The organism is Citrobacter sp. Awk 4, assembly GCF_028069725.1.
GTDB lineage: Bacteria > Pseudomonadota > Gammaproteobacteria > Enterobacterales > Enterobacteriaceae > Citrobacter_D.
The window spans coordinates 52,254-73,416 of sequence record NZ_JANEWG010000004.1 but is presented as its reverse complement, the minus strand read 5'-3'; the positions used below and the strand labels follow the sequence as shown (position 1 = coordinate 73,416).

Here is a 21,163-nt window from a genome sequence, read left to right as displayed (position 1 = left end):
ATTAATCTTTACGAATATGACAATTTGTCACAGCGCTAAATTAAACATTTCAATAAATGAAAAAAACGCGCAAACCCTTTTATTGACCTAAGCGAATTCTTATTAAGATCCAGGACGGTTCCAGGGCATTTTTATATGAAGAAGGGGGTGGGTACAGATAACACTCTGGTTTCTGTGGGATTTACTCTTAAAATGCTAAGGTGATGAATTGTTTCTATCTGGTTAATTTTAATTAGCCTGCTCACATAAAATTCACCGCCATGCTGACAGTTCACCAGGCTTCTGTCGGAAGACCACACAGCGGCGATCGCATCGAAAGACGCAAACGAAAACTGACAGCGCGCCCCGCTTCTGACAAAATAGTCACATCCCCTTTGACTTAACGTAACAGATGGAATCTTCTCTCTGATGGTAGCAAAGATTATTGACGGTAAAACGATTGCGCAGCAGGTGCGCTCTGAGGTTGCTCATAAAGTTCAAGCGCGTTTAGCGGCCGGACTTCGCGCCCCAGGACTGGCTGTTGTGCTGGTAGGTAGCAACCCGGCTTCGCAAATTTATGTCGCAAGCAAGCGTAAAGCCTGTGATGAGGTGGGGTTCGTCTCCCGCTCTTATGACCTGCCTGAAACCACCAGCGAGGCGGAACTGCTTGAGCTTATCGATACGCTTAACGCAGACAACACCATCGACGGTATTCTGGTGCAGTTGCCGTTACCGGCGGGCATCGACAACGTCAAAGTGCTTGAGCGCATTGCGCCAGACAAAGACGTGGATGGCTTCCATCCGTACAACGTAGGTCGCTTGTGCCAGCGCGCGCCACGTCTGCGTCCGTGTACCCCGCGCGGTATTGTTACCCTGCTTGAGCGTTACAATATCGATACCTACGGGCTGAATGCCGTGGTGATTGGCGCATCCAACATCGTCGGTCGCCCGATGAGCATGGAACTGCTGCTGGCAGGCTGTACCACCACCGTCACTCACCGCTTTACCAAAAATCTGCGTCATCACGTCGAAAATGCCGATCTGCTGATCGTAGCGGTCGGTAAACCGGGCTTTATCCCGGGCGAGTGGATAAAAGAAGGCGCTATCGTTGTCGATGTCGGCATTAACCGTCTGGAAAATGGTAAAGTTGTCGGCGACGTCGTCTTTGACGATGCGGCGGCGCGTGCGTCATACATCACGCCAGTGCCGGGCGGCGTTGGTCCAATGACCGTCGCAACACTTATCGAAAACACGCTGCAGGCGTGTGTTGAATATCACGATCCACAAGGTAATTAATATGGCGAATTTTTCTTTAGGCAAGCATCCGCACGTGGAACTGTGCGATTTGCTCAAACTGGAAGGCTGGTGTGAAAGCGGCGCCCAGGCGAAAATTGCCATTGCTGAAGGTTTAGTTAAAGTTGATGGCGTGGTGGAAACCCGTAAACGCTGCAAAATCGTCGCGGGACACACCGTGAGCTATGAAGGTCACAGCATTAACGTCGTCGCGTAATCGACAGTGCCGGATGACGGTTAACACCTTATCCGGCCTGTTTCCCTACATTTCAGATAATTAACTTCATCGTCCCTTCACACTAAACAGTAAACTGTTAGCATGTTGTTTTTCATACGAAGCGAACCTCATGCCAACCATTATCACCCACGCCGCCGTTCCTCTTTGTCTTGGATTAGGCCTCGGCCTCAAGGTTATTCCCCCTCGGTTACTCTTCGCCGGGATCGCGCTGGCGATGTTGCCCGATGCCGACGTACTGTCGTTTAAATTTGGGATTGCCTACGGCAACGTGTTTGGCCATCGGGGTTTTACCCACTCGCTGTTATTTGCCTTTGTCGTGCCCTTTTTATGCGTACTGATCGGGCGACGATGGTTTAGGGCGGGTCTGGTTCGCTGCTGGCTGTTTCTGACTGTGTCCCTGCTGTCGCACAGTTTGCTGGACTCCGTCACCACCGGTGGAAAAGGCGTCGGCTGGTTGTGGCCGTGGTCTGATGAACGTTTCTTTGCCCCCTGGCAGGTGATCAAGGTCGCGCCGTTTGCGCTCTCACGCTATGCCACGCCTTACGGGCATCAGGTCATAATGTCTGAGTTGATGTGGGTGTGGTTGCCGGGGGTAGTGGTGATGGGAATGTTGTGGTGGCGTAGACGTTAAAAAGCCGGGTGGCGGCTTCGCCTTACCCGGCCTACGAGCGGATCATACTTTGTCGACCGGACACGCATCAGCGCATCCGGCTATAGACAATTATTTACGACGCCAGGTGGTTCCTTGCGGGCCATCTTCCAGCACAATCCCCATCTCGTTCAGACGGTCACGCGCCGCATCCGCCGCCGCCCAGTCTTTCGCTTTACGGGCATCGAGACGCTGTTGAATCAACGCTTCGATCTCAGCAACTTCGCCATCGTCTGCCTGCGCGCCGCTTTGCAGGAACGCTTCCGGCTCCTGTTCCAGCAGACCCAGCACGCCAGAAAGCTTACGCAGATGTGAGGCCATCGCGTTCGCCGCCGCCAAATCTTCACCCTTCAGGCGATTCACTTCACGCGCCATATCAAACAACACCGAGTAGGCTTCCGGCGTGTTGAAATCGTCGTTCATCGCCTCAACAAAACGCGCTTCAAACGCTTCGCCACCCGCAGGGGCAACGGATTTGTCCGTTCCGCGCAGCGCGGTGTAAAGACGTTCCAGCGCCGAACGCGCCTGCTTCAGGTTCTCTTCGCTGTAGTTCAACTGGCTACGATAGTGGCCGGACATCAGGAAGTAGCGAATGGTTTCGGCATCGTAGTATTTCAGCACGTCGCGCACGGTGAAGAAATTGCCCAGTGACTTAGACATTTTCTCGCGATCAATCATCACCATACCGGAGTGCATCCAGTAGTTTACGTACTCGCCGTCATGCGCACAGGTCGACTGGGCGATTTCGTTTTCATGGTGCGGGAACATCAGGTCAGAACCGCCGCCGTGAATATCAAAATGGTTACCCAACTGTTTGCAGTTCATCGCCGAACATTCAATGTGCCAGCCCGGACGCCCTGCGCCCCACGGCGACGGCCAGCTTGGCTCACCCTCTTTCGACATCTTCCACAGTACGAAGTCCATTGGGTTGCGTTTCACATCAACGACATCCACACGAGCCCCGGCCTGGAGCTGGTCGAGATCCTGGCGTGACAACTGGCCATAGTTCGGGTCCGTCGGGACATCAAACATCACGTCGCCGTTGTCTGCCACGTAAGCGTGGCCTTTGGCAATCAGCTGTTCGGTAATTTCAATAATTTCATGGATATGATGTGTTGCACGCGGTTCAAGGTCCGGGCGCAAAATGTTCAACGCATCGAAATCATTGTGCATCTCGGCAATCATGCGATCGACCAGCGCCACAAAGTTTTCGCCGTTTTCGTTGGCGCGTTTGATGATTTTGTCATCGATATCGGTAATGTTACGCACATATTTCAGTTTGTAGCCGAGGAAACGCAGGTAGCGCGCCACCACGTCGAAGGCAACAAACGTACGTCCGTGACCAATATGGCAGAGATCGTAAACGGTAATACCACACACGTACATGCCGACTTCCCCGGCATGAATAGGTTTGAATTCCTCTTTTTGGCGCGTCAGTGTATTAAAGATTTTTAACATCGAAGATTCCGTATAGACGTGTGTGGATAATAAAGTCTGTATAATACCCATAATTCAGACTGGAATCAGCACACATTGCAAGATGATCCCGTCTTGCGGTTATGCTATAACACCCCACTATCTGTGACCCAGCATTGGGTCGAAGCACCACTCTATCGGAACAGGATGCAAAAATGGTTACTTTCCACACTAATCACGGCGATATCGTAATCAAAACCTTTGATGACAAAGCGCCTGAAACAGTTAAAAACTTCCTGGACTACTGCCGCGAAGGTTTTTATAACAACACCATTTTCCACCGTGTCATTAACGGTTTTATGATTCAGGGCGGCGGTTTTGAGCCGGGCATGAAGCAAAAAGCCACCAAAGAGGCGATCAAAAACGAAGCCAACAACGGTCTGAAAAACACCCGTGGTACGCTGGCAATGGCGCGTACTCAGGCTCCGCACTCCGCAACTGCCCAGTTCTTTATCAACGTTGTCGACAACGACTTCCTGAACTTCTCTGCTGAAAGCATGCAGGGCTGGGGCTACTGCGTATTCGCTGAAGTCGTTGAAGGTATGGACGTTGTAGACAAAATTAAAGCGGTTTCCACCGGTCGCAGCGGCATGCATCAGGACGTACCAAAAGAAGACGTTATCGTCGAAAACGTGACCGTCAGCGAGTAATCGTGGCGACACTGTTTATTGCAGATCTTCACCTCTGCACAGAAGAACCGGCGATCACCGCCGGTTTTCTGCGTTTTTTAGCCGGTGAAGCGCGTCAGGCGGACGCGCTGTACATTTTAGGCGATCTTTTCGAAGCCTGGATAGGCGACGACGATCCCAACCCCCTGCACCACGAGATAGCCGCTGCGATTAAAGCGGTGGTCGATTCCGGCGTGCCCTGTTTTTTCATTCACGGCAATCGCGACTTTCTGCTCGGTAAACGTTTTGCCCGTGAAAGCGGCATGACCCTGCTACCGCAGGAAATGGTCCTTGATCTGTATGGCCGACGCGTGTTGATCATGCATGGCGATACTTTGTGTACCGACGATGCCGGTTACCAGGCGTTTCGCGCCAAAGTGCACAAACCCTGGCTGCAAACGCTGTTCCTCGCGCTGCCGCTGTTTGTGCGTAAACGCATTGCCGCCAAAATGCGGGCAGGCAGCAAATCCGCCAACAGCAGCAAGTCACTGGACATTATGGATGTTAACCCGCAGGCCGTCGTGGCTGAGATGGAGAAACACCCTGTGCAATGGCTGATTCACGGCCATACCCATCGCCCGGCTGTGCATGAACTCCCCCTCGACGGACAACCTGCTTTTCGGGTCGTTTTAGGCGCCTGGCACCACGAAGGCTCGATGGTAAAAGTCACGCAGGACAACGTTGAACTGATCGCCTTCCCGTTTTAAATTCTCACTGCCATTTGCCGTAACTTTAACCGCGCAACCGTTTTCCTTGCCGTATTATCATGCTATTCTCTGTGGCCTCAAAAGCAGTGTGTCCCGCACCACAGGAGTTTTCAGACGCATGTCTTCCCGCAATAATCCGGCGCGTGTCGCCATCGTGATGGGGTCCAAAAGCGACTGGGCTACCATGCAGTTTGCCGCCGAAATTTTTGAAATCCTGAACGTTCCACACCATGTTGAAGTGATTTCCGCTCACCGCACCCCCGACAAATTGTTCAGCTTCGCCGAAAACGCTGAAGAGAACGGTTATCAGGTGATTATTGCCGGTGCTGGCGGTGCCGCACATTTGCCGGGCATGATTGCTGCAAAGACGCTGGTGCCGGTACTGGGCGTTCCGGTACAGAGCGCTGCGCTGAGCGGCGTTGACAGCCTCTACTCTATCGTTCAGATGCCGCGCGGTATTCCGGTCGGTACGCTGGCCATTGGTAAAGCGGGCGCGGCGAACGCCGCACTGCTGGCAGCACAAATTCTGGCGACCCATGACAACGCATTGCATCAACGTCTGGCTGACTGGCGTAAGGCACAAACGGATGAGGTGCTGGAGAATCCAGATCCGCGGGGTGCGGCATGAAGCAGGTCTGCGTGCTGGGCAACGGTCAATTAGGACGGATGCTGCGTCAGGCCGGTGAACCGTTAGGCATCGCAGTCTGGCCAGTGGGACTCGACGCCGAACCTGCCGCCGTTCCTTTTCAGCAAAGTGTGATTACCGCAGAAATTGAGCGCTGGCCAGAAACCGCGTTGACCCGCGAACTGGCGCGCCACCCGGCCTTTGTCAACCGAGATGTGTTCCCAATCATCGCCGATCGCCTCACGCAAAAGCAGCTTTTTGACAAACTCTCCCTTGCCACCGCACCGTGGCAATTGCTGGCTGCAAGCGACGAATGGCCGCGCATTTTTGACAAGCTTGGCGAACTGGCGATTGTCAAACGCCGCGTTGGTGGTTATGACGGGCGCGGGCAATGGCGCTTACGCAATGATGAAACTGACCAACTGCCGGATGACTGCTACGGCGAGTGCATTGTCGAGCAGGGCATTAACTTCTCCGGCGAAGTCTCATTAGTTGGCGCACGCGGGCACGATGGCAGCACCGTATTTTATCCGCTGACGCACAACCTGCATCAGGACGGGATTCTGCGCACCAGCGTGGCGTTTCCGCAGGCCAACACCCGGCTGCAGGAACAGGCAGAATCCATGCTTTGTGCCATCATGCAGGAGTTGGGTTATGTCGGCGTAATGGCGATGGAGTGTTTTATCACCTCAGAAGGGTTGTTGATCAACGAACTGGCCCCACGCGTGCATAACAGCGGGCACTGGACGCAAAACGGCGCCAGCATCAGTCAGTTCGAGCTGCACTTGCGCGCGATTACAGGGCTACCATTACCGACGCCGGTGGTGAACAGCCCATCGGTGATGGTGAATTTGATTGGCACTCATCTGAATTATGACTGGCTGAAACTGCCATTAGTGCATCTGCACTGGTACGACAAAGAGGTGCGGCCAGGGCGTAAGGTGGGGCACCTGAACCTGACCGACAGCGATACCGCGCGCCTTAACGCAACACTGGAGGCACTGGCGCCATTACTGCCGCCAGACTACGCCAGCGGCATCATTTGGGCGCAAAGTAAGCTTATATAACCCAGAAAAATGCCGGGAAATCGAACTTCTCCTTTCCCGGCCCCTCTCTCAGCGCGTAAAATCCTGCCCATTGCTGTTTTGTGTTATCAGGATCTCTCATGAACGATGGAACGGATTATCGCGCGATCCTCACCGCCGATACGCCTTTAATCGATGTACGCGCACCAATAGAATTCACGCAGGGCGCCATGCCCGCCGCCGTTAACCTGCCTTTGATGAATGATGAAGAGCGTGCCACCGTTGGCACCTGCTACAAACGTCAGGGGCCAGAGGCCGCACTCAAACTGGGTCATCAACTGGTTTCTGGTGAACTTCGCCAACAGCGGCTCGATGGCTGGCGAGAAGCATGTCAACAGCGGCCTACAGGCTATCTCTGCTGCGCGCGCGGCGGCCAACGCTCGCACATTGTTCAGCAGTGGCTGCGCGAGTCAGGTATTGACTACCCGCTGATCAAGGGCGGCTATAAAGCGTTACGCCAGTCTGCGATCCGCCTCACCGAAGAGCTGGTGCAAAAACCGATCATCTTAATTGGCGGCTGTACCGGCAGCGGCAAAACGCAACTGGTACAACAACAGCCCAACGGTGTCGATTTGGAAGGGCTGGCGCACCATCGCGGCTCCTCGTTTGGCCGCACGCTGTTGCCGCAACTCAGTCAGGCCAGTTTTGAAAACCTGCTGGCCTGCGAGTTACTCAAGGTCGATGCGCGCCAGACACCGCGTTTATGGGTGCTGGAGGACGAAGGCCGGATGATTGGCTCGAACCATTTGCCGGAATGTTTACGCGAGCGTATGGCGCAGGCAGCAATTGCGGTCGTCGACGATCCCTTTGAGTTGCGTCTGGAGCGGCTGCGTGAAGAGTATTTCGTGCGTATGCATCATGACTTTACTCACGCGTATGGCGAAGAGCGCGGCTGGCAGGAATACAGCGAATATCTGCACCACGGGCTATCAGCCATTCAGCGTCGGCTGGGTCTGCAACGATTTAAAGAACTGACTGCAACGCTCGATGGCGCTCTGGCTGAACAGCAGAGCAGCGGCAGCACCGAAGGGCATTTCCGTTGGCTTATTCCTTTGTTGGAAGAGTATTACGATCCGATGTATCGCTATCAGCTCGAAAAGAAAGCAGAGAAAATTGTCTTTCGCGGCACGTTTGATGACGTTGGAGAGTGGTTGAGGCGTTAAAAAATGCCGGATGGCGGCAGTTGCCTCATCCAGCATATATTTTGTCGGCCCGGTAAGCGCAGTGCCACCGGGCACAGCAGCAGACTTAGAAGTCGTAACGCAGACGCACCAGGTTCATATCACCCAGATCGTCGGTGCTGGAGGTAAAGACGTGTTCGTAATCAACACGGAAACCATAATCCAGCTGGAAGCTTACCCCCACGCCGTTGTCGGTACGCAGATAATCACGCCCATTTACGTATTCAATACGATCGCCCATAAAGTAAGGCTGGATGGATTTCACCGCATACTGGCCAATCGGGAATTTATAGCCCGCAAAGTATTCCAGACCCCACGCATCACCAGCAAAGTAATCATTCACAGACACTTTTTTAGTGGTCATAAAGTTCTGATACCAGCCGCCGCCCATGGAGAAGGTCCAGTTGTCCGGCGTCCAGCTTAATGCCGTACCGACGATGTTCTGGTCGTAGGTTTTGCTGTCGTTGCCGCGCATCTCGGCGCGGGTGTAGTTCCACGCCGTACCCCAGGTCAGATCGTCAGTAATGTGATAATCCACCCCCAGAGAGCCGCCGCCTTTACGTTTGTATTTCAGGCCATTGTTCGGGTTGTAATCGTCGCTGAACAGATAAGAGGCGTAGAGATCAACATCCCCCACCGCTTTCTTATATTTCAGAGATTTACGGGTACGGTACGAACCATCGTAGTCGCCGTTAATCCCGTTACCCGGCGCCTGACCGATCATGTCGTAGTCCCAGATATCGGTTTTCGCCCCGACCACATCATAGTAAATACTGTTCTGTTGACCGAAGGTCAGCGTGCCCCAGGTATCACTTTTCAGACCGGTGTACAGCATACGACGGGTCGTATCGTTGGCGCCATCCGCGTAGTGGTTGTCCCAGTTGAACATCGCCGGGAAGTTCACGCCCAGCTCGTAGTAGCTGACCCAGCTAATGTCATCAAACAGGTAGTAATCCGCGGCGAAACGAAAACGCGTACCGCCATCAAACCCATTACGTTTATAACCATTCGCACCGTCATCGCCAGCCATATTCTGGAACTGCGGACGGATACTCCCGCCGACGGTGAAGTTGAGACGGCTCAGAGGATCACCCGCCTGAGGATCCTGTTTCAGAACCGTGATTTCCGCCTGAGAGGCGAAAGACGTCAATGCCACTGCTGCGCCGATCGATGCCGCCAGCGCTGTTGTTTTTATAGTCATCATTTTTCCTTGATAGATTTACCCAGAAAAATTCACGCGGCTGGCAGACGCACACGCGTCGCCAGGCGACATGATTTCTGACGGGGATAGCCTGCTAATTATTCAGCATGTGAATATTAACTTTTATTGATACTGCTGTGTTGGCGGGTTTTTAATGATTTGTGCTACTAAATATCAAGGGGTTATCAATTTGTGCCACATAATGGGTACGCGCCAGTATAAAAACCGGCGCGTACTCATCACACATATGAATTAATTACTGAATTGGCGGAACAGCGCTTTACCTTTTAAAAGACGCACGCCTAATCCTCCGCCGCAGACTGAAAGTAACAGCGCGCCACAAAACGGCAGAACAATCCACAGTCGCCAGTCAGGCTCCCACGGGAAGTCAAAAACGCGGGTTTGCAACACCGCCAGCGCCGTTTCAGCGCCAATGGCCGCCACCAGCCCGGAAACCAGCCCCAGCATGGCAAACTCGCACCACAATGTGGTACGCAGCAGTTTTTTACCGGCCCCCAGTGTTCGCCAGACCACCAGCTCCTGATGGCGCTGGCGCATACCCACCTGCACCTGCGCCAGTAACAGCAGGATGCCGCAGGCGGTCACCAGTACCACCATCACCTCCAGCGCCCGACTGACCTGATCCAATACCTGAGCCACCTGTTTCAGGATTGCGCCAATATCCAGCAAACTGATGGTAGGAAACTCGCGGTTCAACTGCGTCAGCATGCCATTGCCGTTCTCCCAGCGGAAACTGGTGAGCCAGCTTTGCGGTTGCCCATCCAGCGCGCCAGAGGGGAAAATAAAGAAGAAATTGGGACGCAGACTTTCCCAGTCCACCTGGCGCAGACTGGTGACCTTCGCGCTGAACTCCTGGGTGTCGCCCATAAAGGTCACGAAATCCCCGAGACCTATCTTCAGGCGTTTTGCCAGCCCCTCTTCGATTGAGGCTTCCCCGACCTTTGGCGGCCAGTTTCCAGCAGTGATCGGATTGTGATTGGGGCGGATATCCTGCCAGGTCAGATTCAGTTCCCGGTTAAGCGCTTCATCCTGATTCCCCTCCGTTGGCTTCCCGTTAATGGCCGTCAGTCGCGCCCGCACGATGGGGTAGAACGCTTCAGGGATCACCTGATGGTCTGCAAGGAACGCTTTCAGCGGCGTTACCTGTTCAGGCGCAATGTTAATCAGAAAATAATTCGGACTTTCCGGCGGCATTTGTTGCTGCCAGCGGTCAAGTAAATCGCCGCGCAGCACCAGCAGTAGCGCCAGTAGCATAAAGGAGAGTGAAAACGCGGAGAGCTGGCTCAGGGTGGACCAGGGCTGACGCAGCAGTCGACTCACCGCTAACCGTAACGGCAACGAGGTTAATGTCAGTCCACGCAGAACATTCAGCAACATCCAGCCTAATACGCCGCACAGGAGCGCCAACACCACCGCGCCCGCCAGAACCGCCCACAGCAGCATGCTGCCGCCCATCAACACGGCAAGCAGAGCGACGACCACTATACTCACGACCGGAAGATAGATTTTCAACGGCCAGACGTTCGCCACAACATCACGGCGTAGCACCCGCAGCGGCTGTGTCGCTAAGAGCAGCCGGTAAGGACGCAGCCCGACCAACAGAGAAATCACCGTCATCGTCCCCAGCGCCCACAGCCACGGCCAGGGGCTGGCGGGAGGCAACTGGGCAGGTAAAACCGGTTTGAGCAACACCATCAGCGCACTTTCAAACAGCAGCCCCACGCCGCCGCCCGTTATCGCAGAAAGCGCCAGCACCATTAACCACTGACCGACGATCAGCTTACGTAATTGCGCGCGACCGGCCCCCAGTGTTTTGAGGATAGCGACCAGATCGTAGCGGCTACGACAGTAATGGCCCATCGCGACGGCAACGGCAGCCACCGCCAGTAACAGCGTTAACAGCGCCGAAAGCAGGAGAAATTGTTGTGAGCGCTCCAGCGATTTACCCAGCGCCCCTTCGTCCTGCTCCAGTCCGTACCAACGATGTTCGGGTTTAAGCTGCGGCAGCAGCCATTTTTCATAACCGTCGAGTTGTTGCGCCGTGCCGCCAAATTTATAGCGCCACGTGACGCGACTCCCCGGCTGCACCGCCCCTGTTTTTTCAACATCGGCGATATTCATCATCAGCCGCGGCGCCATCTGGAAAGGGTTAAAACCAGCATCCGGCTCCTGAACCACCACCCCGGCAATGCGCAGCGTTGCGTCGCCAACATCAAGGGTGTCGCCGGTTTTCAGATTGAGTAGCGCCATCAGACGCGGCGCCAGCAGCACAGAACCGGGTTGTGGTTTTAGCCCCGGCGGGTCGGTTTGCAGTTCGCCGTACATTGGATAGACACTGTCTACGGCTTTGACATTCGCCAGTTGCGGCGTATCGCCTGCGAAGGTCATGGTGGCGAACGTCAGTTGCTCTCCCACCTTCAGCCCGCGTTTGCGCGCTTGTTCAATCCACGCCTGCGGCACCTCGCGAGAGCTGCGCAGCGCCCTGTCTCCCGCCATAAACTCGCGACTTTGCTGGCTGAGCCCCTTTTCCATGCGATCGCTTACCTTGCCAAGCGCCAGCACACACGCCACCGCCAGACTCAGCGCCAGCCAGACAATCAGTAATGACGGGGAGCGCCATTCGCGCCAGAACCAGCGTGCAATCATGCCTCCTCCTGCAACTGCCCATTGACCAGCCGCAGACGCCTGTCGCAGCGTGCCGCCAGTGTAAGGTCGTGCGTCACCAGAATCAGCGTCGTGCCATGTTCGCGGTTGAGGGAGAAGAGTAAATCCGCAATCTTATCGCCGGTTTGTCGGTCGAGATTGCCCGTTGGCTCATCGGCAAACAGCACGTCCGGACGACCATTAAAAGCCCGCGCCAGCGCCACACGCTGTTGTTCGCCGCCGGAAAGCTGCGCCGGGAGATGGTCCAGTCGTTTTCCCAACCCGAGTTGCTCGAGTAACGCTTTCGCACCAGCGCGGCTTTGACCGCTGTTCTCACCGCGCAACAACGCGGGCAGTTCGACGTTTTCCAGCGCATTCAGCGTGGGGATTAACATAAAAGACTGAAACACAAAGCCGACATGCCGGGCGCGCAGTTGCGCCCGCGCTTCTTCGTCCATCGTGTGCAACGGTTTTCCCACCAGTCTCACTTCACCGCTGCTGCCGTCATCCAGACCGGCGAGAATCGCCAGTAACGTGGATTTCCCCGACCCCGACTCACCAATCAGCGCGAGGGTATCGCCGCGTTTGACAACCAGTTCAACTCCGGTAAGGATGGAAAGCTCATGCTCCCCCTGACCGACGGACTTCTTAAGATGATGAACTTCAACAATGTTTTCCGCTGGCATCTGCCCTTCCTGTTCCTGATTCTGTTAACCTTCCGCGCCGCCGCAGCGGAGACGTTACTGATTCTGGGCGACAGCCTGAGCGCCGGATACCGCATGTCGGCCAATGCCGCCTGGCCGGCGCTCCTGCATGATAAATGGCAGACCAAAACAACGGTGGTCAACGCCAGTATCAGTGGTGATACCTCGCAACAAGCGCTGGCGCGCCTGCCCGGGTTACTTCAACAACATCAACCCCGTTGGGTGCTGGTAGAGCTGGGTGGCAATGACGGTTTACGCGGGTTTCAGCCTCAGCAAACGGAGCAAACGCTGCGTAAAATTTTGCAAGACGTCAAAGCCGCCAACGCCAAACCCCTTCTGATGCAAATACGTCTGCCCGCAAACTACGGTCGTCGGTATAATGAAACCTTTAGCGCCATCTATCCCAGACTTGCCACAGAGTTCGATATTCCGCTCCTGCCCTTTTTTATGGAAGAGGTTTATCTGAAACCCCAATGGATGCAGGACGACGGCATTCATCCAAATCGCGACGCGCAACCGTTTATCGCCGACTGGATGGCGAAACAATTGACACCATTAGTTAACCACGACTCGTAAATCATCGGAGATCCTGACAGGTAAAGTTATGCAAAAATCGGTCTTAATAACAGGATGTTCCAGCGGAATCGGCCTGGAAAGCGCCCTTGAACTCAAGCGCCAGGGTTTCCAAATTCTGGCAGGCTGCCGTAAACCTGAAGACGTCGCTCGCATGAACAGTATGGGCTTCACCGGTGTTCTGCTGGATCTGGATTCCCCCGAAAGTGTGGACAGTGCCGCCAGAGAAGTGCTCGCCCTGACCGATAATTGTTTGTATGGGATCTTTAATAATGCCGGCTATGGCGTTTATGGCCCGCTCTCGACCATCAGCCGCGAGCAGATGGAACAGCAGTTTTCCGCCAATTTCTTTGGCGCGCATCAGCTCACCATGCGTCTGCTGCCCGCAATGTTGCCGCACCGTGAAGGTCGTATTGTGATGACCTCCTCGGTGATGGGACTGATTTCCACGCCAGGTCGCGGCGCCTACGCTGCCAGCAAATATGCGCTGGAAGCCTGGTCAGACGCACTGCGGATGGAATTGCGCCACACCGGCATCAAAGTCAGTCTGATCGAACCCGGTCCCATCCGCACTCGTTTCACCGAAAACGTTAACCAGACGCAAAATGACCAACCGGTCGAAAACCCCGGTATCGCCGCGCGTTTTACGCTCGGGCCGGAGGCCGTTGTCGCCAAAGTGCGGCACGCGTTTGAAAGCGATAAACCGAAATTACGCTATCCCGTCACGATGGTGACGTGGGCCGTCATGTTACTTAAACGCCTGTTGCCAGGGCGCATAATGGACAAAATTTTACAAGGGTGAGTTGGAAGCACACCTCTGCGCCCCCATGTAAAAAGAAATATAGACAAAAGAGAGCGACTCCATGTCCGTACAGAATATTGTTAACATTAACGAATCCAATTTGCAGCAGACCCTTGAACAGTCAATGACCACCCCGGTCCTGTTCTATTTCTGGTCTGAGCGTAGCCAGCACTGTCTGCAGCTGACGCCCGTGCTGGAAAGCCTGGCTGCGCAATATAACGGTCAGTTTATTCTGGCGAAACTGGACTGTGACGCGGAACAGATGATCGCCTCCCAGTTTGGTCTGCGCGCCATTCCAACCGTTTATCTGTTCCAGAACGGTCAGCCGGTGGATGGTTTCCAGGGGCCGCAGCCGGAAGAGGTTATCCGCGCGCTGCTCGACAAAGTTCTGCCACGAGAAGAAGAGCTGAAAGCGCAGCAGGCGATGCAACTGATGCAGGAAGGCAACTACGCTGAGGCGCTGCCGCTGCTGAAAGACGCCTGGCAGCTTTCCAGCCAGAACAGCGAGATCGGACTGCTGCTGGCGGAAACGCAAATTGCCCTCAACCGCTCGGAAGATGCCGAAGCGGTCTTGAAGACCATCCCATTACAAGATCAGGATACCCGTTTTCAAGGGCTGGTCGCACAAATTGAACTGCTGAAACAAGCGGCGGATACCCCGGAAATTCAACACTTGCAGCAGCAGGTTGCGGATAATCCGCAGGATGCTGCGCTGGCCGCGCAACTGGCGTTACAACTGCATCAGGTGGGTCGTAATGAAGAAGCGCTGGAGCTGTTATTCAGCCATCTGAAGAAAGATCTCTCTGCCGCTGAGGGTCAGGCGCGTAAAACGTTCCAGGAAATTCTTGCGGCGCTGGGTACCGGTGATGCCCTGGCCTCAAAGTACCGCCGCCAGCTGTACGCGCTGTTGTACTAATTCGCTGCATTTTGCCCGATGGCGCTGACGCTTATCGGGCCTACAAATCCCCCCGTAGGCCCGCGCCATCCGCTAAAACATCACGACTTCTTCAACCGCGCCACCACCAGTTGGTGGCGCGAATTGTAAAACTTCCGGTAGGTTAAATAGCAGGCGATAATGGTCGACAGGCTGGCGGTTGAGAGCAGCATAAAGGTCACCATTATTTGATATTTAATCGCCTTCACCGGGTCGATACCGGCAAAAATAAGTCCCGACATCATCCCTGGTAAACTCACTAATCCCACCGTTTTTGCCGAATCTATCGTCGGGATAAGCGACGCGCGAATGCTGTCGCGGATAAGTCCGGCAGACGCCATTTTCGGCGTTGCGCCGAGGCTCAGTTTTTCCTGAATCTGCTGTTGTTCACTCGTAAATCGCTGCCCAAGGTTGTTGTAACACAAACCGACAGCCACCATCGCGTTCCCCGCAATCATCCCGGAAATGGGGATCACCTGCATGGGAACAAATTCAATGGAGCCAGAAAGCACCAATACCGCCAGCGTTAAACCCGCGCCGGACGTAATAGCGATAAACGATGAGATAAAGGCTTTGTCGATATATTTACTGCGTTTTTGTGCGTTATACGCCGCGTTAAAACAGATGAATAACACCATCAAAATGGTCAACACGGCATGATTCACGCCGAATATGTATTTTAAGACATACCCCACAATGACAAGCTGGACCACCGCCCGGCAGATACTCCAGAGAATCTCTTTCTCCAGCGCCAGTTTTTCTTTGTGGCTAATCATCATCGCCACCACCACCAGCATCATCGCGAAGGCCAGAGATTCATTGGTAATATTATGCTCGTTCATAAGTTGCTTCCTGCATTTCCCCGGCATGAGGCTGGAGTGTGATCACGTTATCCGCATGGTTTATTTCATCTTTATCGTGAGTGACCCATAACACGCCGATATTTTTATCGCGAACATAATGATGGATAAGATCGTTCACATTGCGTTTATTGCGCTCATCCAACGCGCTGGTAATTTCATCCAGCAGCAGCACTTTAGGCAGAAACTGTAAGTTGCGAATTAAGGCGACCCGCTGTTTCTCGCCGCCCGAAAGTTCAGTAATACTCTTGGTCAGGATCGCTTGCGATAATTCAACGCGCGCCAGATCGGCGGCAAATGCGTTCGGATCGGGTTGTTGATGACGGATCTGCCACGGGAAAATCAGATTATCGTAAACCGTGTCGCCAAACAGCGCAGGCGTCTGGGCGCAATAAGAGACTTGCTGGCGATAGTGTTCGGGATTCAGGGTAGTGATCTCATCCCCGGAAAAAAAGATCTCGCCACGACTCGGGCTAATCAGCGATGCGACAATTTTTAGCAGCGTGCTCTTACCGCATCCTGAAGGGCCGGTAATCAGCTTAAACTCACCCGCCTTAAGATTAAAACTGATGTTATTCAGAATGTTGGTAACCCCTGTCTGGTATCCAACCCTGTTAAGCTGGAGCAAAATGCTTTCTTCTTTCATTACGCATCCGTTTTTCATGTTTCTGGCGAAAATGTAGTGTATCCCTCTAATGACCAGGAGGTAACTCACTATGATTAATCAGGTATAATTAATTCACAGAAACAATAAAAATCGTTTTTGACATGGACAACACTACAGGAGGTTTATCGATGCTTATCTTTATCCCGATTCTTATTTTCGTCGCACTGGTGATTGTCGGCGCTGGCGTCAAAATTGTACCGCAGGGGTTCCAGTGGACCGTAGAGCGGTTTGGCCGCTATACCAAAACACTACAGCCAGGCCTGAGTCTCGTCGTGCCGTTTATGGACAGAATTGGCAGAAAAATCAATATGATGGAACAAGTTCTCGATATTCCATCACAGGAAGTTATCTCGAAAGATAACGCCAACGTCGCCATTGATGCCGTCTGTTTTATTCAGGTGATTGATGCGCCGAAAGCCGCCTATGAAGTCAGTAATCTGGAGCTGGCCATCATCAATCTGACCATGACCAACATCCGTACGGTGCTGGGCTCGATGGAGCTTGATGAAATGCTCTCCCAGCGCGACAACATCAATACACGCCTGCTGCACATTGTCGATGAAGCCACCAATCCGTGGGGTATTAAAATCACCCGTATCGAAATCCGCGATGTACGCCCACCGGCAGAACTGATTGACGCAATGAATGCTCAGATGAAAGCGGAACGTACCAAGCGCGCCAACATTCTGGAGGCTGAAGGCATCCGTCAGGCGCAGATCGTCAAAGCTGAGGGTGAAAAACAGGCGAAGATTTTGAAAGCGGAAGGTGACCGTCAGTCGGCATTTTTACAGGCAGAAGCCCGTGAACGTTCCGCCGAGGCGGAAGCCCGCGCTACGCAAATGGTTTCTGATGCGATTGCCTCCGGGAACATTCAGGCGGTCAACTATTTCGTGGCGCAGAAATACACCGAAGCGCTGCAACAAATTGGTTCTGCTAATAACAGTAAAGTGGTGATGATGCCGCTCGATGCCAGCAGTCTGATGGGCGCCATTGGCGGGATCACCGAACTGATTAAGGACAGCGCCAGCGAACGGAAAAACCCATGATAGAGATGATTCTGTTACATCCGCATCTTTTCTGGCTCAGCCTCGGCGGTCTGTTGCTGGCCGCCGAGATGCTCGGCGGTAACGGCTATCTGCTGTGGAGCGGTGTGGCGGCTGTGATCACCGGATTAACGGTCTGGCTGTTTCCTTTCGGCTGGGAGTGGCAAGGGACGCTGTTTTCCATCTTAACCCTGCTGGCGGCGTGGTTCTGGTGGAAGTGGCTGACGCGGCGCGTCAGTGAGCAAAAACCATCAGACAGCCATCTCAATCAACGCGGACAACAACTGGTTGGGCGCCGGTTTATTCTGGACACAACGCTGAGCAACGGGCGGGGTCACATGCGGGTTGGCGACAGCTCCTGGCCCGTCAGCGCCGATCAGGATCTCACTGCCGGTACGCATGTCGAAGTTATCGCGGTAGAAGGCATTACGCTGAAAATCAAATCGATACCATCAGAACAATAATTATCAGGGAAATACAATTATGGCCAGGAAGACTCCCCTTACACTCGCTCTCTGTGCACTGCTGGCGGGTGCGCCACAGGCATTCGCCTCTTTCGATATCGAGGACTGCACATGGAGCAGCAAAAACTGCCTGCTGAAAGGCGTACCGGTGCTCACTCCCGGAAATGATACCCGCGACAACCTGCTGCGGTTACTCAGCGAAGCAAAGTCGTTTGCCCTCCCCGTGCAGTCGATGCCTGCGGATATCACCCGTTCCCGCGATTACTATTTTGCCTATCATCCGCAATGGGATGCCGTGAGCGCCCCCTCTGCGCCAACCGTGGTATCCAGAGAGAACCCAACGCTGACTGAGCAAGCGACGGCGCTGCAACTTGATTCGGCAGAGATACTACGGCTGAGTGAAAAAGATAGCGGACTGGAAAACCGCTACGTTTCGAATAGCAGTGACGGCGTGAGTCAGTTTTTTACGGCGCTCATCGATGACGAGACCCTTACGCCGGAACAACGTCATCTGCTGGCGCAGGCGCGCATGGCAATCTGGGATGGCGCCACAACGGGGCAGGTCTCTGAAGCGCTTGCAACACTTCCGGCAGATTCCACTGCCCTGCTGTACAAAACGTATCTGATCGGTGCTACCTATTTCTACACTGAAGACTACAAATCCGCAGAGCAGGATTTCACCACCCTGGCAAACAGCAAGCATCCGTGGCTGGAAGAGACGGCACAATACATGCTGATGCGTACGGCGCTGAACAAAAGTAGCCAGAACAGTACCGGCGAGTACGGCGATTTTGATATCAGCAAGATAGACCAGCAGTTCGCCAACCAGGCACAAGAAGCGGCGCAGCGTTATCTGCAACGCTGGCCGCAAGGGCGCTACGCCGATTCTGCACACGGCATGCTGCGCCGTATCAACTGGTATCAGCAAGCGTGGCCGCAACTGGCGGCATTGTATGAACAGACCTTCCAGCAGGCGAAAGATCCTGACGCACTGCGTCGTCTGGTAACCGAATACGATAACGTGTACGGCATGCGCTTCTACAACGCCCCGTTCACGGAAGCCTTCCCCGATGCGCTACAGATAAGTTACATCGAATTGTTACGCGCACTGCGTCTGAAAAGTGACAATAAACCAACGTTGACGCAAGCCGACCTCGACAGCAGTAAACCGGCATTTGAGCAAGGCGGAAAAGCGCCGCTGTGGCGCAACCTGCAGCTCAATCTGTGGATGACAACAGGCAACTATGCCGCTGTCGTTCAGGCCGTCACCCCAGCCCAACAGCTTCCGGCGCAGGATATTCTCGCCTTCAGCGAGCAAGTATTGTACGGCGAAGCGCTGATGGGACAACAACAGTGGCAGGCGGCGCGTGATTTCTGGCAACAGTTGCTGAAACTCAGCAAAGACAACGAGCAGCAACAGTATCTGCAGGCGAAACTGGCCGCAACGCTGGTATATAACAACGAGATTAACGCGATTTTTGCCCCGCAAAGTCCCGTAACCAACCTGCGATTCCGCTCCCGGGTTCTGAAAACGCAGGCCCCTCTCGACCTGTTGCGCCAGTTGGCGACTCAGGGAACGAATAATGAAGAACGCACTATCGCCCTGCACACTCTACTGGTGCGTGATCTCACCGAAAACCGTTTTAGCGACTGGTTAACCGATATCAAACTTGTGCAGGCGATTACGCCGCCGGTCATCGGTGAAGACTTCGACGACGTGAATCTGAGTGTTTTTGACTGGAATGGCAGCGCGGCGGATGCCGGATACGTCTGTCGTGGCCTGAGCGAAACGGTTGGCGTCCTGAGCAAAAAAGCCAACGACGCGCACGCCCTCAACTGTCTGGGTGAGTTCTTCCGCACCACGCAAACGCATGTCGATTTATGGAAAGACGGAGGGGGAAACGACGCGCTGGAGGCGGCTATCGACCGCAAACATCCGTATGGCCAGTTTGATCGCCAGAGCTACTACCAGCAGGTCATCGCCTCACCGAAAGCGGAACCCGAGGATAAAAGCTATGCCCTCTACCGGGCCATCATGTGCTATTCGCCTTCCGGGATAAACGAGTGCGGCGGTGAAGAGGTCGATAAAGTACAGCGTAAAGGCTGGTTCACACAGTTGAAAACAGCGTATCCGGGTAGCCCGTGGGCACAAAAGCTCAAATATTACTGGTAGTCGCACTGCTGACAGGTCAGTCGCAGGCGGCAGAGACCGTCAATGCCCGCGAACACCAAGCGTTCTGGCTGTGGTCTGGCGTGAAAGCCAGCGCTGACCTGCAAAATGCGCAAACGGTCTACCTGCATCAGGGCGAGGTACTGACACGCTCAGGCGAGGTGGTCTTTCAGCGTCTGGGATTGCCGGTGAGTCGCCTGACGTTTCCGACCCTCTGGCTCACGGTGCGCTTTACGACGCTTGACGTGCCGGAGGCGATCCCGGCGCGGATTATCCACCTGATGCAGCGCTGGCAAAAAACAGGCAACCAGGTTATCGGTTTGCAGGTCGATTTTGACGCCGCCACCCATCAACTGGCGGACTACGCCCGTTTTTTGCGTCAGTTGCGTCAGCAGTTACCGCCCGAGTTCGCCCTTGGCGTAACCGGGTTGCTGGACTGGGCAAAAACGGGCGATATTGACACCCTCAACGCACTGCCGGTGGATGAACTGGTGGTGCAAAGCTATCAGGGGCGTCATACGGTCGATAACTACGCGCACTATTTGCCCGCGCTACAGCGGCTACGCATTCCCTTTAAGCTCGGGCTGGTGCAAAACGGAAAGTGGATGCCGCAGGACGAAGCGAAACTAAAGGCCTCGCCCTGGTATCGCGGCACGGTGGTATTTATGCTCAAACAACCTGAACGTTAAGCCTGAATTTTGTGATGGCAGCAGCCAGAAAGGTTATCGATAATCGGGCACTCTGCGCTGTCGTCGCCAGGGCAGGAATCCGCCAGCGCCAGCAGTTGCCCGCGCATCGCCTGCAGTTCACTGATATGCCGCTCAATTTCGGCGACTTTCTCCAGCGTACGTTTTTTCACATCGGCGCTGTGCCGCCCCGGATCGTTAAATAAATTCACCAGTTCGCCGCACTCTTCCAGGTTAAACCCCACCTGGCGCGCCTGACGTAATAACGTCAATTCATTCAGATGTTGTTGGGTGTACGTGCGATATCCATTTTCGCTACGCAGCGGCGGCGTCACCAGCCCTTTCTCTTCATAAAATCGAATCGCTTTGCTGGTTAATCCGGTTTTTTTCGCCACATCGCTAATATTCACATTTCCCCCTTGACCTTACCCTTGATGGAAGGTTTAACCTTTATAACAGTTAGTCAATACGATTGCTAAGGTCAATAAGTCTCT

The 21,163-nt window shown here is 54.2% G+C and carries 22 protein-coding genes; 15 read left to right on the top strand and 7 right to left on the bottom strand.

Translation table 11 applies throughout. The features are described from left to right. Window positions 1-408 precede the first annotated feature (408 nt). The 3 genes from folD (at window position 409) to NNO04_RS02525 (ending at window position 2,141) form a co-directional block, all read left to right on the top strand. Window positions 409-1,275 (top strand): bifunctional methylenetetrahydrofolate dehydrogenase/methenyltetrahydrofolate cyclohydrolase FolD, encoded by an 867-nt coding sequence (gene folD, locus NNO04_RS02535; RefSeq protein WP_271443338.1) that lies wholly within the window; start codon window positions 409-411, stop codon window positions 1,273-1,275. 1 nt (window position 1,276) lies between these two features. Next, complete coding sequence (gene ybcJ, locus NNO04_RS02530) at window positions 1,277-1,489, top strand: ribosome-associated protein YbcJ (RefSeq protein ID WP_271443337.1); 213 nt, start codon at window positions 1,277-1,279, stop codon at window positions 1,487-1,489. A gap of 130 nt (window positions 1,490-1,619) precedes the next feature. Further along, window positions 1,620-2,141: a metal-dependent hydrolase gene (locus NNO04_RS02525; protein WP_271443336.1), complete on the top strand. Its 522-nt coding sequence runs from the start codon at window positions 1,620-1,622 to the stop codon at window positions 2,139-2,141. Window positions 2,142-2,231: 90 nt separating this feature from the next. Here NNO04_RS02525 and cysS read toward each other — a convergent pair whose 3' ends face one another. Beyond that, complete coding sequence (gene cysS, locus NNO04_RS02520; protein ID WP_271443335.1) at window positions 2,232-3,617, bottom strand: cysteine--tRNA ligase; 1,386 nt, start codon at window positions 3,615-3,617, stop codon at window positions 2,232-2,234. A gap of 173 nt (window positions 3,618-3,790) precedes the next feature. Here cysS and ppiB point away from each other — a divergent pair, with 173 nt between their 5' ends. The 5 genes from ppiB to mnmH all read left to right on the top strand — a co-directional run bounded on the left by ppiB (window position 3,791) and on the right by mnmH (window position 7,883). Beyond that, window positions 3,791-4,285, top strand: a complete 495-nt coding sequence (ppiB, locus tag NNO04_RS02515) for a peptidylprolyl isomerase B (protein ID WP_192611448.1) — start codon at window positions 3,791-3,793, stop codon at window positions 4,283-4,285. Between the two features lie 2 nt (window positions 4,286-4,287). Next, window positions 4,288-5,010: a UDP-2,3-diacylglucosamine diphosphatase gene (gene lpxH, locus NNO04_RS02510; RefSeq protein WP_271443334.1), complete on the top strand. Its 723-nt coding sequence runs from the start codon at window positions 4,288-4,290 to the stop codon at window positions 5,008-5,010. 118 nt (window positions 5,011-5,128) lie between these two features. Further along, entirely contained in the window at window positions 5,129-5,638 is a 510-nt protein-coding gene (gene purE / locus NNO04_RS02505; RefSeq protein ID WP_271443333.1) for a 5-(carboxyamino)imidazole ribonucleotide mutase, read from the top strand. Beyond that, window positions 5,635-6,702, top strand: coding sequence for a 5-(carboxyamino)imidazole ribonucleotide synthase (gene purK, locus NNO04_RS02500; RefSeq protein ID WP_271443332.1), 1,068 nt, complete (start codon window positions 5,635-5,637; stop codon window positions 6,700-6,702). Before purE ends, purK begins: the two co-directional genes overlap by 4 nt. A 98-nt stretch (window positions 6,703-6,800) precedes the next feature. After that, window positions 6,801-7,883 carry a tRNA 2-selenouridine(34) synthase MnmH gene (mnmH, locus tag NNO04_RS02495; protein ID WP_271443331.1) on the top strand — a complete coding sequence of 361 codons (1,083 nt, stop codon included), beginning with the start codon at window positions 6,801-6,803 and terminating at the stop codon, window positions 7,881-7,883. Window positions 7,884-7,968: 85 nt separating this feature from the next. On the opposite strand, the gene NNO04_RS02490 is transcribed toward mnmH, so the two are convergent. The 3 genes from NNO04_RS02490 to ybbA all read right to left on the bottom strand — a co-directional run bounded on the left by NNO04_RS02490 (window position 7,969) and on the right by ybbA (window position 12,452). Beyond that, window positions 7,969-9,102, bottom strand: a complete 1,134-nt coding sequence (locus tag NNO04_RS02490) for a porin (RefSeq protein WP_271443392.1) — start codon at window positions 9,100-9,102, stop codon at window positions 7,969-7,971. A 252-nt stretch (window positions 9,103-9,354) separates the two neighbouring features. After that, window positions 9,355-11,769: a putative ABC transporter permease subunit YbbP gene (gene ybbP, locus NNO04_RS02485; RefSeq protein ID WP_271443330.1), complete on the bottom strand. Its 2,415-nt coding sequence runs from the start codon at window positions 11,767-11,769 to the stop codon at window positions 9,355-9,357. Further along, on the bottom strand, window positions 11,766-12,452 hold the full coding sequence (gene ybbA / locus NNO04_RS02480; RefSeq protein WP_271443329.1) for a putative ABC transporter ATP-binding protein YbbA: 687 nt from the start codon (window positions 12,450-12,452) through the stop codon (window positions 11,766-11,768). Before ybbA ends, ybbP begins: the two co-directional genes overlap by 4 nt. Between ybbA and tesA the strand changes: the two genes are divergently transcribed. The 3 genes from tesA (at window position 12,420) to NNO04_RS02465 (ending at window position 14,761) form a co-directional block, all read left to right on the top strand. Further along, window positions 12,420-13,046: a multifunctional acyl-CoA thioesterase I/protease I/lysophospholipase L1 gene (tesA, locus tag NNO04_RS02475; RefSeq protein ID WP_271443328.1), complete on the top strand. Its 627-nt coding sequence runs from the start codon at window positions 12,420-12,422 to the stop codon at window positions 13,044-13,046. The two genes, ybbA and tesA, sit on opposite strands and share 33 nt — an antisense overlap. A 28-nt stretch (window positions 13,047-13,074) precedes the next feature. Beyond that, entirely contained in the window at window positions 13,075-13,845 is a 771-nt protein-coding gene (locus tag NNO04_RS02470) for an SDR family oxidoreductase (protein WP_271443327.1), read from the top strand. 61 nt (window positions 13,846-13,906) lie between these two features. After that, complete coding sequence (locus NNO04_RS02465) at window positions 13,907-14,761, top strand: co-chaperone YbbN (RefSeq protein WP_271443326.1); 855 nt, start codon at window positions 13,907-13,909, stop codon at window positions 14,759-14,761. A gap of 80 nt (window positions 14,762-14,841) precedes the next feature. Here the strand turns inward: NNO04_RS02465 and fetB are convergent, their stop codons facing one another. Both fetB and fetA read right to left on the bottom strand, forming a co-directional pair. Continuing rightward, entirely contained in the window at window positions 14,842-15,621 is a 780-nt protein-coding gene (gene fetB / locus NNO04_RS02460; RefSeq protein ID WP_271443325.1) for an iron efflux ABC transporter permease subunit FetB, read from the bottom strand. Next, window positions 15,608-16,285: an iron efflux ABC transporter ATP-binding subunit FetA gene (fetA, locus tag NNO04_RS02455; RefSeq protein WP_271443324.1), complete on the bottom strand. Its 678-nt coding sequence runs from the start codon at window positions 16,283-16,285 to the stop codon at window positions 15,608-15,610. The genes fetB and fetA overlap by 14 nt, the downstream gene beginning before the upstream one ends. 149 nt (window positions 16,286-16,434) lie before the next feature. Here fetA and NNO04_RS02450 point away from each other — a divergent pair, with 149 nt between their 5' ends. The 4 genes from NNO04_RS02450 to NNO04_RS02435 are packed head-to-tail and all read left to right on the top strand — an operon-like array spanning window position 16,435 to window position 20,672. Continuing rightward, entirely contained in the window at window positions 16,435-17,352 is a 918-nt protein-coding gene (locus NNO04_RS02450) for an SPFH domain-containing protein (RefSeq protein WP_271443323.1), read from the top strand. Further along, on the top strand, window positions 17,349-17,813 hold the full coding sequence (locus tag NNO04_RS02445; RefSeq protein WP_271443322.1) for an NfeD family protein: 465 nt from the start codon (window positions 17,349-17,351) through the stop codon (window positions 17,811-17,813). The genes NNO04_RS02450 and NNO04_RS02445 overlap by 4 nt, the downstream gene beginning before the upstream one ends. Window positions 17,814-17,832: 19 nt before the next feature. Next, window positions 17,833-19,986: a hypothetical protein gene (locus tag NNO04_RS02440; protein WP_271443321.1), complete on the top strand. Its 2,154-nt coding sequence runs from the start codon at window positions 17,833-17,835 to the stop codon at window positions 19,984-19,986. Further along, window positions 19,956-20,672: a DUF3142 domain-containing protein gene (locus NNO04_RS02435; protein ID WP_271443320.1), complete on the top strand. Its 717-nt coding sequence runs from the start codon at window positions 19,956-19,958 to the stop codon at window positions 20,670-20,672. The genes NNO04_RS02440 and NNO04_RS02435 overlap by 31 nt, the downstream gene beginning before the upstream one ends. Here NNO04_RS02435 and cueR read toward each other — a convergent pair. Further along, window positions 20,669-21,079 carry a Cu(I)-responsive transcriptional regulator gene (gene cueR / locus NNO04_RS02430; RefSeq protein ID WP_271443319.1) on the bottom strand — a complete coding sequence of 137 codons (411 nt, stop codon included), beginning with the start codon at window positions 21,077-21,079 and terminating at the stop codon, window positions 20,669-20,671. The two genes, NNO04_RS02435 and cueR, sit on opposite strands and share 4 nt — an antisense overlap. Between the last annotated feature and the right edge of the window lie 84 nt (window positions 21,080-21,163).

Bases quoted from the DNA above. Each gene is read 5' to 3' on its own strand.
- ppiB (WP_192611448.1), top strand. From the start codon at position 3,791: ATGGTTACTTTCCACACTAATCACGGCGATATCGTAATCAAAACCTTT.
- NNO04_RS02470 (WP_271443327.1), top strand. From the start codon at position 13,075: ATGCAAAAATCGGTCTTAATAACAGGATGTTCCAGCGGAATCGGCCTG.
- mnmH (WP_271443331.1), top strand. From the start codon at position 6,801: ATGAACGATGGAACGGATTATCGCGCGATCCTCACCGCCGATACGCCT.
- fetA (WP_271443324.1), bottom strand. From the start codon at position 16,285: ATGAAAGAAGAAAGCATTTTGCTCCAGCTTAACAGGGTTGGATACCAG.
- purK (WP_271443332.1), top strand. From the start codon at position 5,635: ATGAAGCAGGTCTGCGTGCTGGGCAACGGTCAATTAGGACGGATGCTG.
- tesA (WP_271443328.1), top strand. From the start codon at position 12,420: ATGATGAACTTCAACAATGTTTTCCGCTGGCATCTGCCCTTCCTGTTC.
- NNO04_RS02450 (WP_271443323.1), top strand. From the start codon at position 16,435: ATGCTTATCTTTATCCCGATTCTTATTTTCGTCGCACTGGTGATTGTC.
- NNO04_RS02525 (WP_271443336.1), top strand. From the start codon at position 1,620: ATGCCAACCATTATCACCCACGCCGCCGTTCCTCTTTGTCTTGGATTA.
- ybbA (WP_271443329.1), bottom strand. From the start codon at position 12,452: ATGCCAGCGGAAAACATTGTTGAAGTTCATCATCTTAAGAAGTCCGTC.
- folD (WP_271443338.1), top strand. From the start codon at position 409: ATGGTAGCAAAGATTATTGACGGTAAAACGATTGCGCAGCAGGTGCGC.
- NNO04_RS02465 (WP_271443326.1), top strand. From the start codon at position 13,907: ATGTCCGTACAGAATATTGTTAACATTAACGAATCCAATTTGCAGCAG.
- NNO04_RS02490 (WP_271443392.1), bottom strand. From the start codon at position 9,102: ATGACTATAAAAACAACAGCGCTGGCGGCATCGATCGGCGCAGCAGTG.
- ybbP (WP_271443330.1), bottom strand. From the start codon at position 11,769: ATGATTGCACGCTGGTTCTGGCGCGAATGGCGCTCCCCGTCATTACTG.
- cysS (WP_271443335.1), bottom strand. From the start codon at position 3,617: ATGTTAAAAATCTTTAATACACTGACGCGCCAAAAAGAGGAATTCAAA.
- ybcJ (WP_271443337.1), top strand. From the start codon at position 1,277: ATGGCGAATTTTTCTTTAGGCAAGCATCCGCACGTGGAACTGTGCGAT.
- fetB (WP_271443325.1), bottom strand. From the start codon at position 15,621: ATGAACGAGCATAATATTACCAATGAATCTCTGGCCTTCGCGATGATG.
- purE (WP_271443333.1), top strand. From the start codon at position 5,129: ATGTCTTCCCGCAATAATCCGGCGCGTGTCGCCATCGTGATGGGGTCC.
- NNO04_RS02445 (WP_271443322.1), top strand. From the start codon at position 17,349: ATGATAGAGATGATTCTGTTACATCCGCATCTTTTCTGGCTCAGCCTC.
- NNO04_RS02440 (WP_271443321.1), top strand. From the start codon at position 17,833: ATGGCCAGGAAGACTCCCCTTACACTCGCTCTCTGTGCACTGCTGGCG.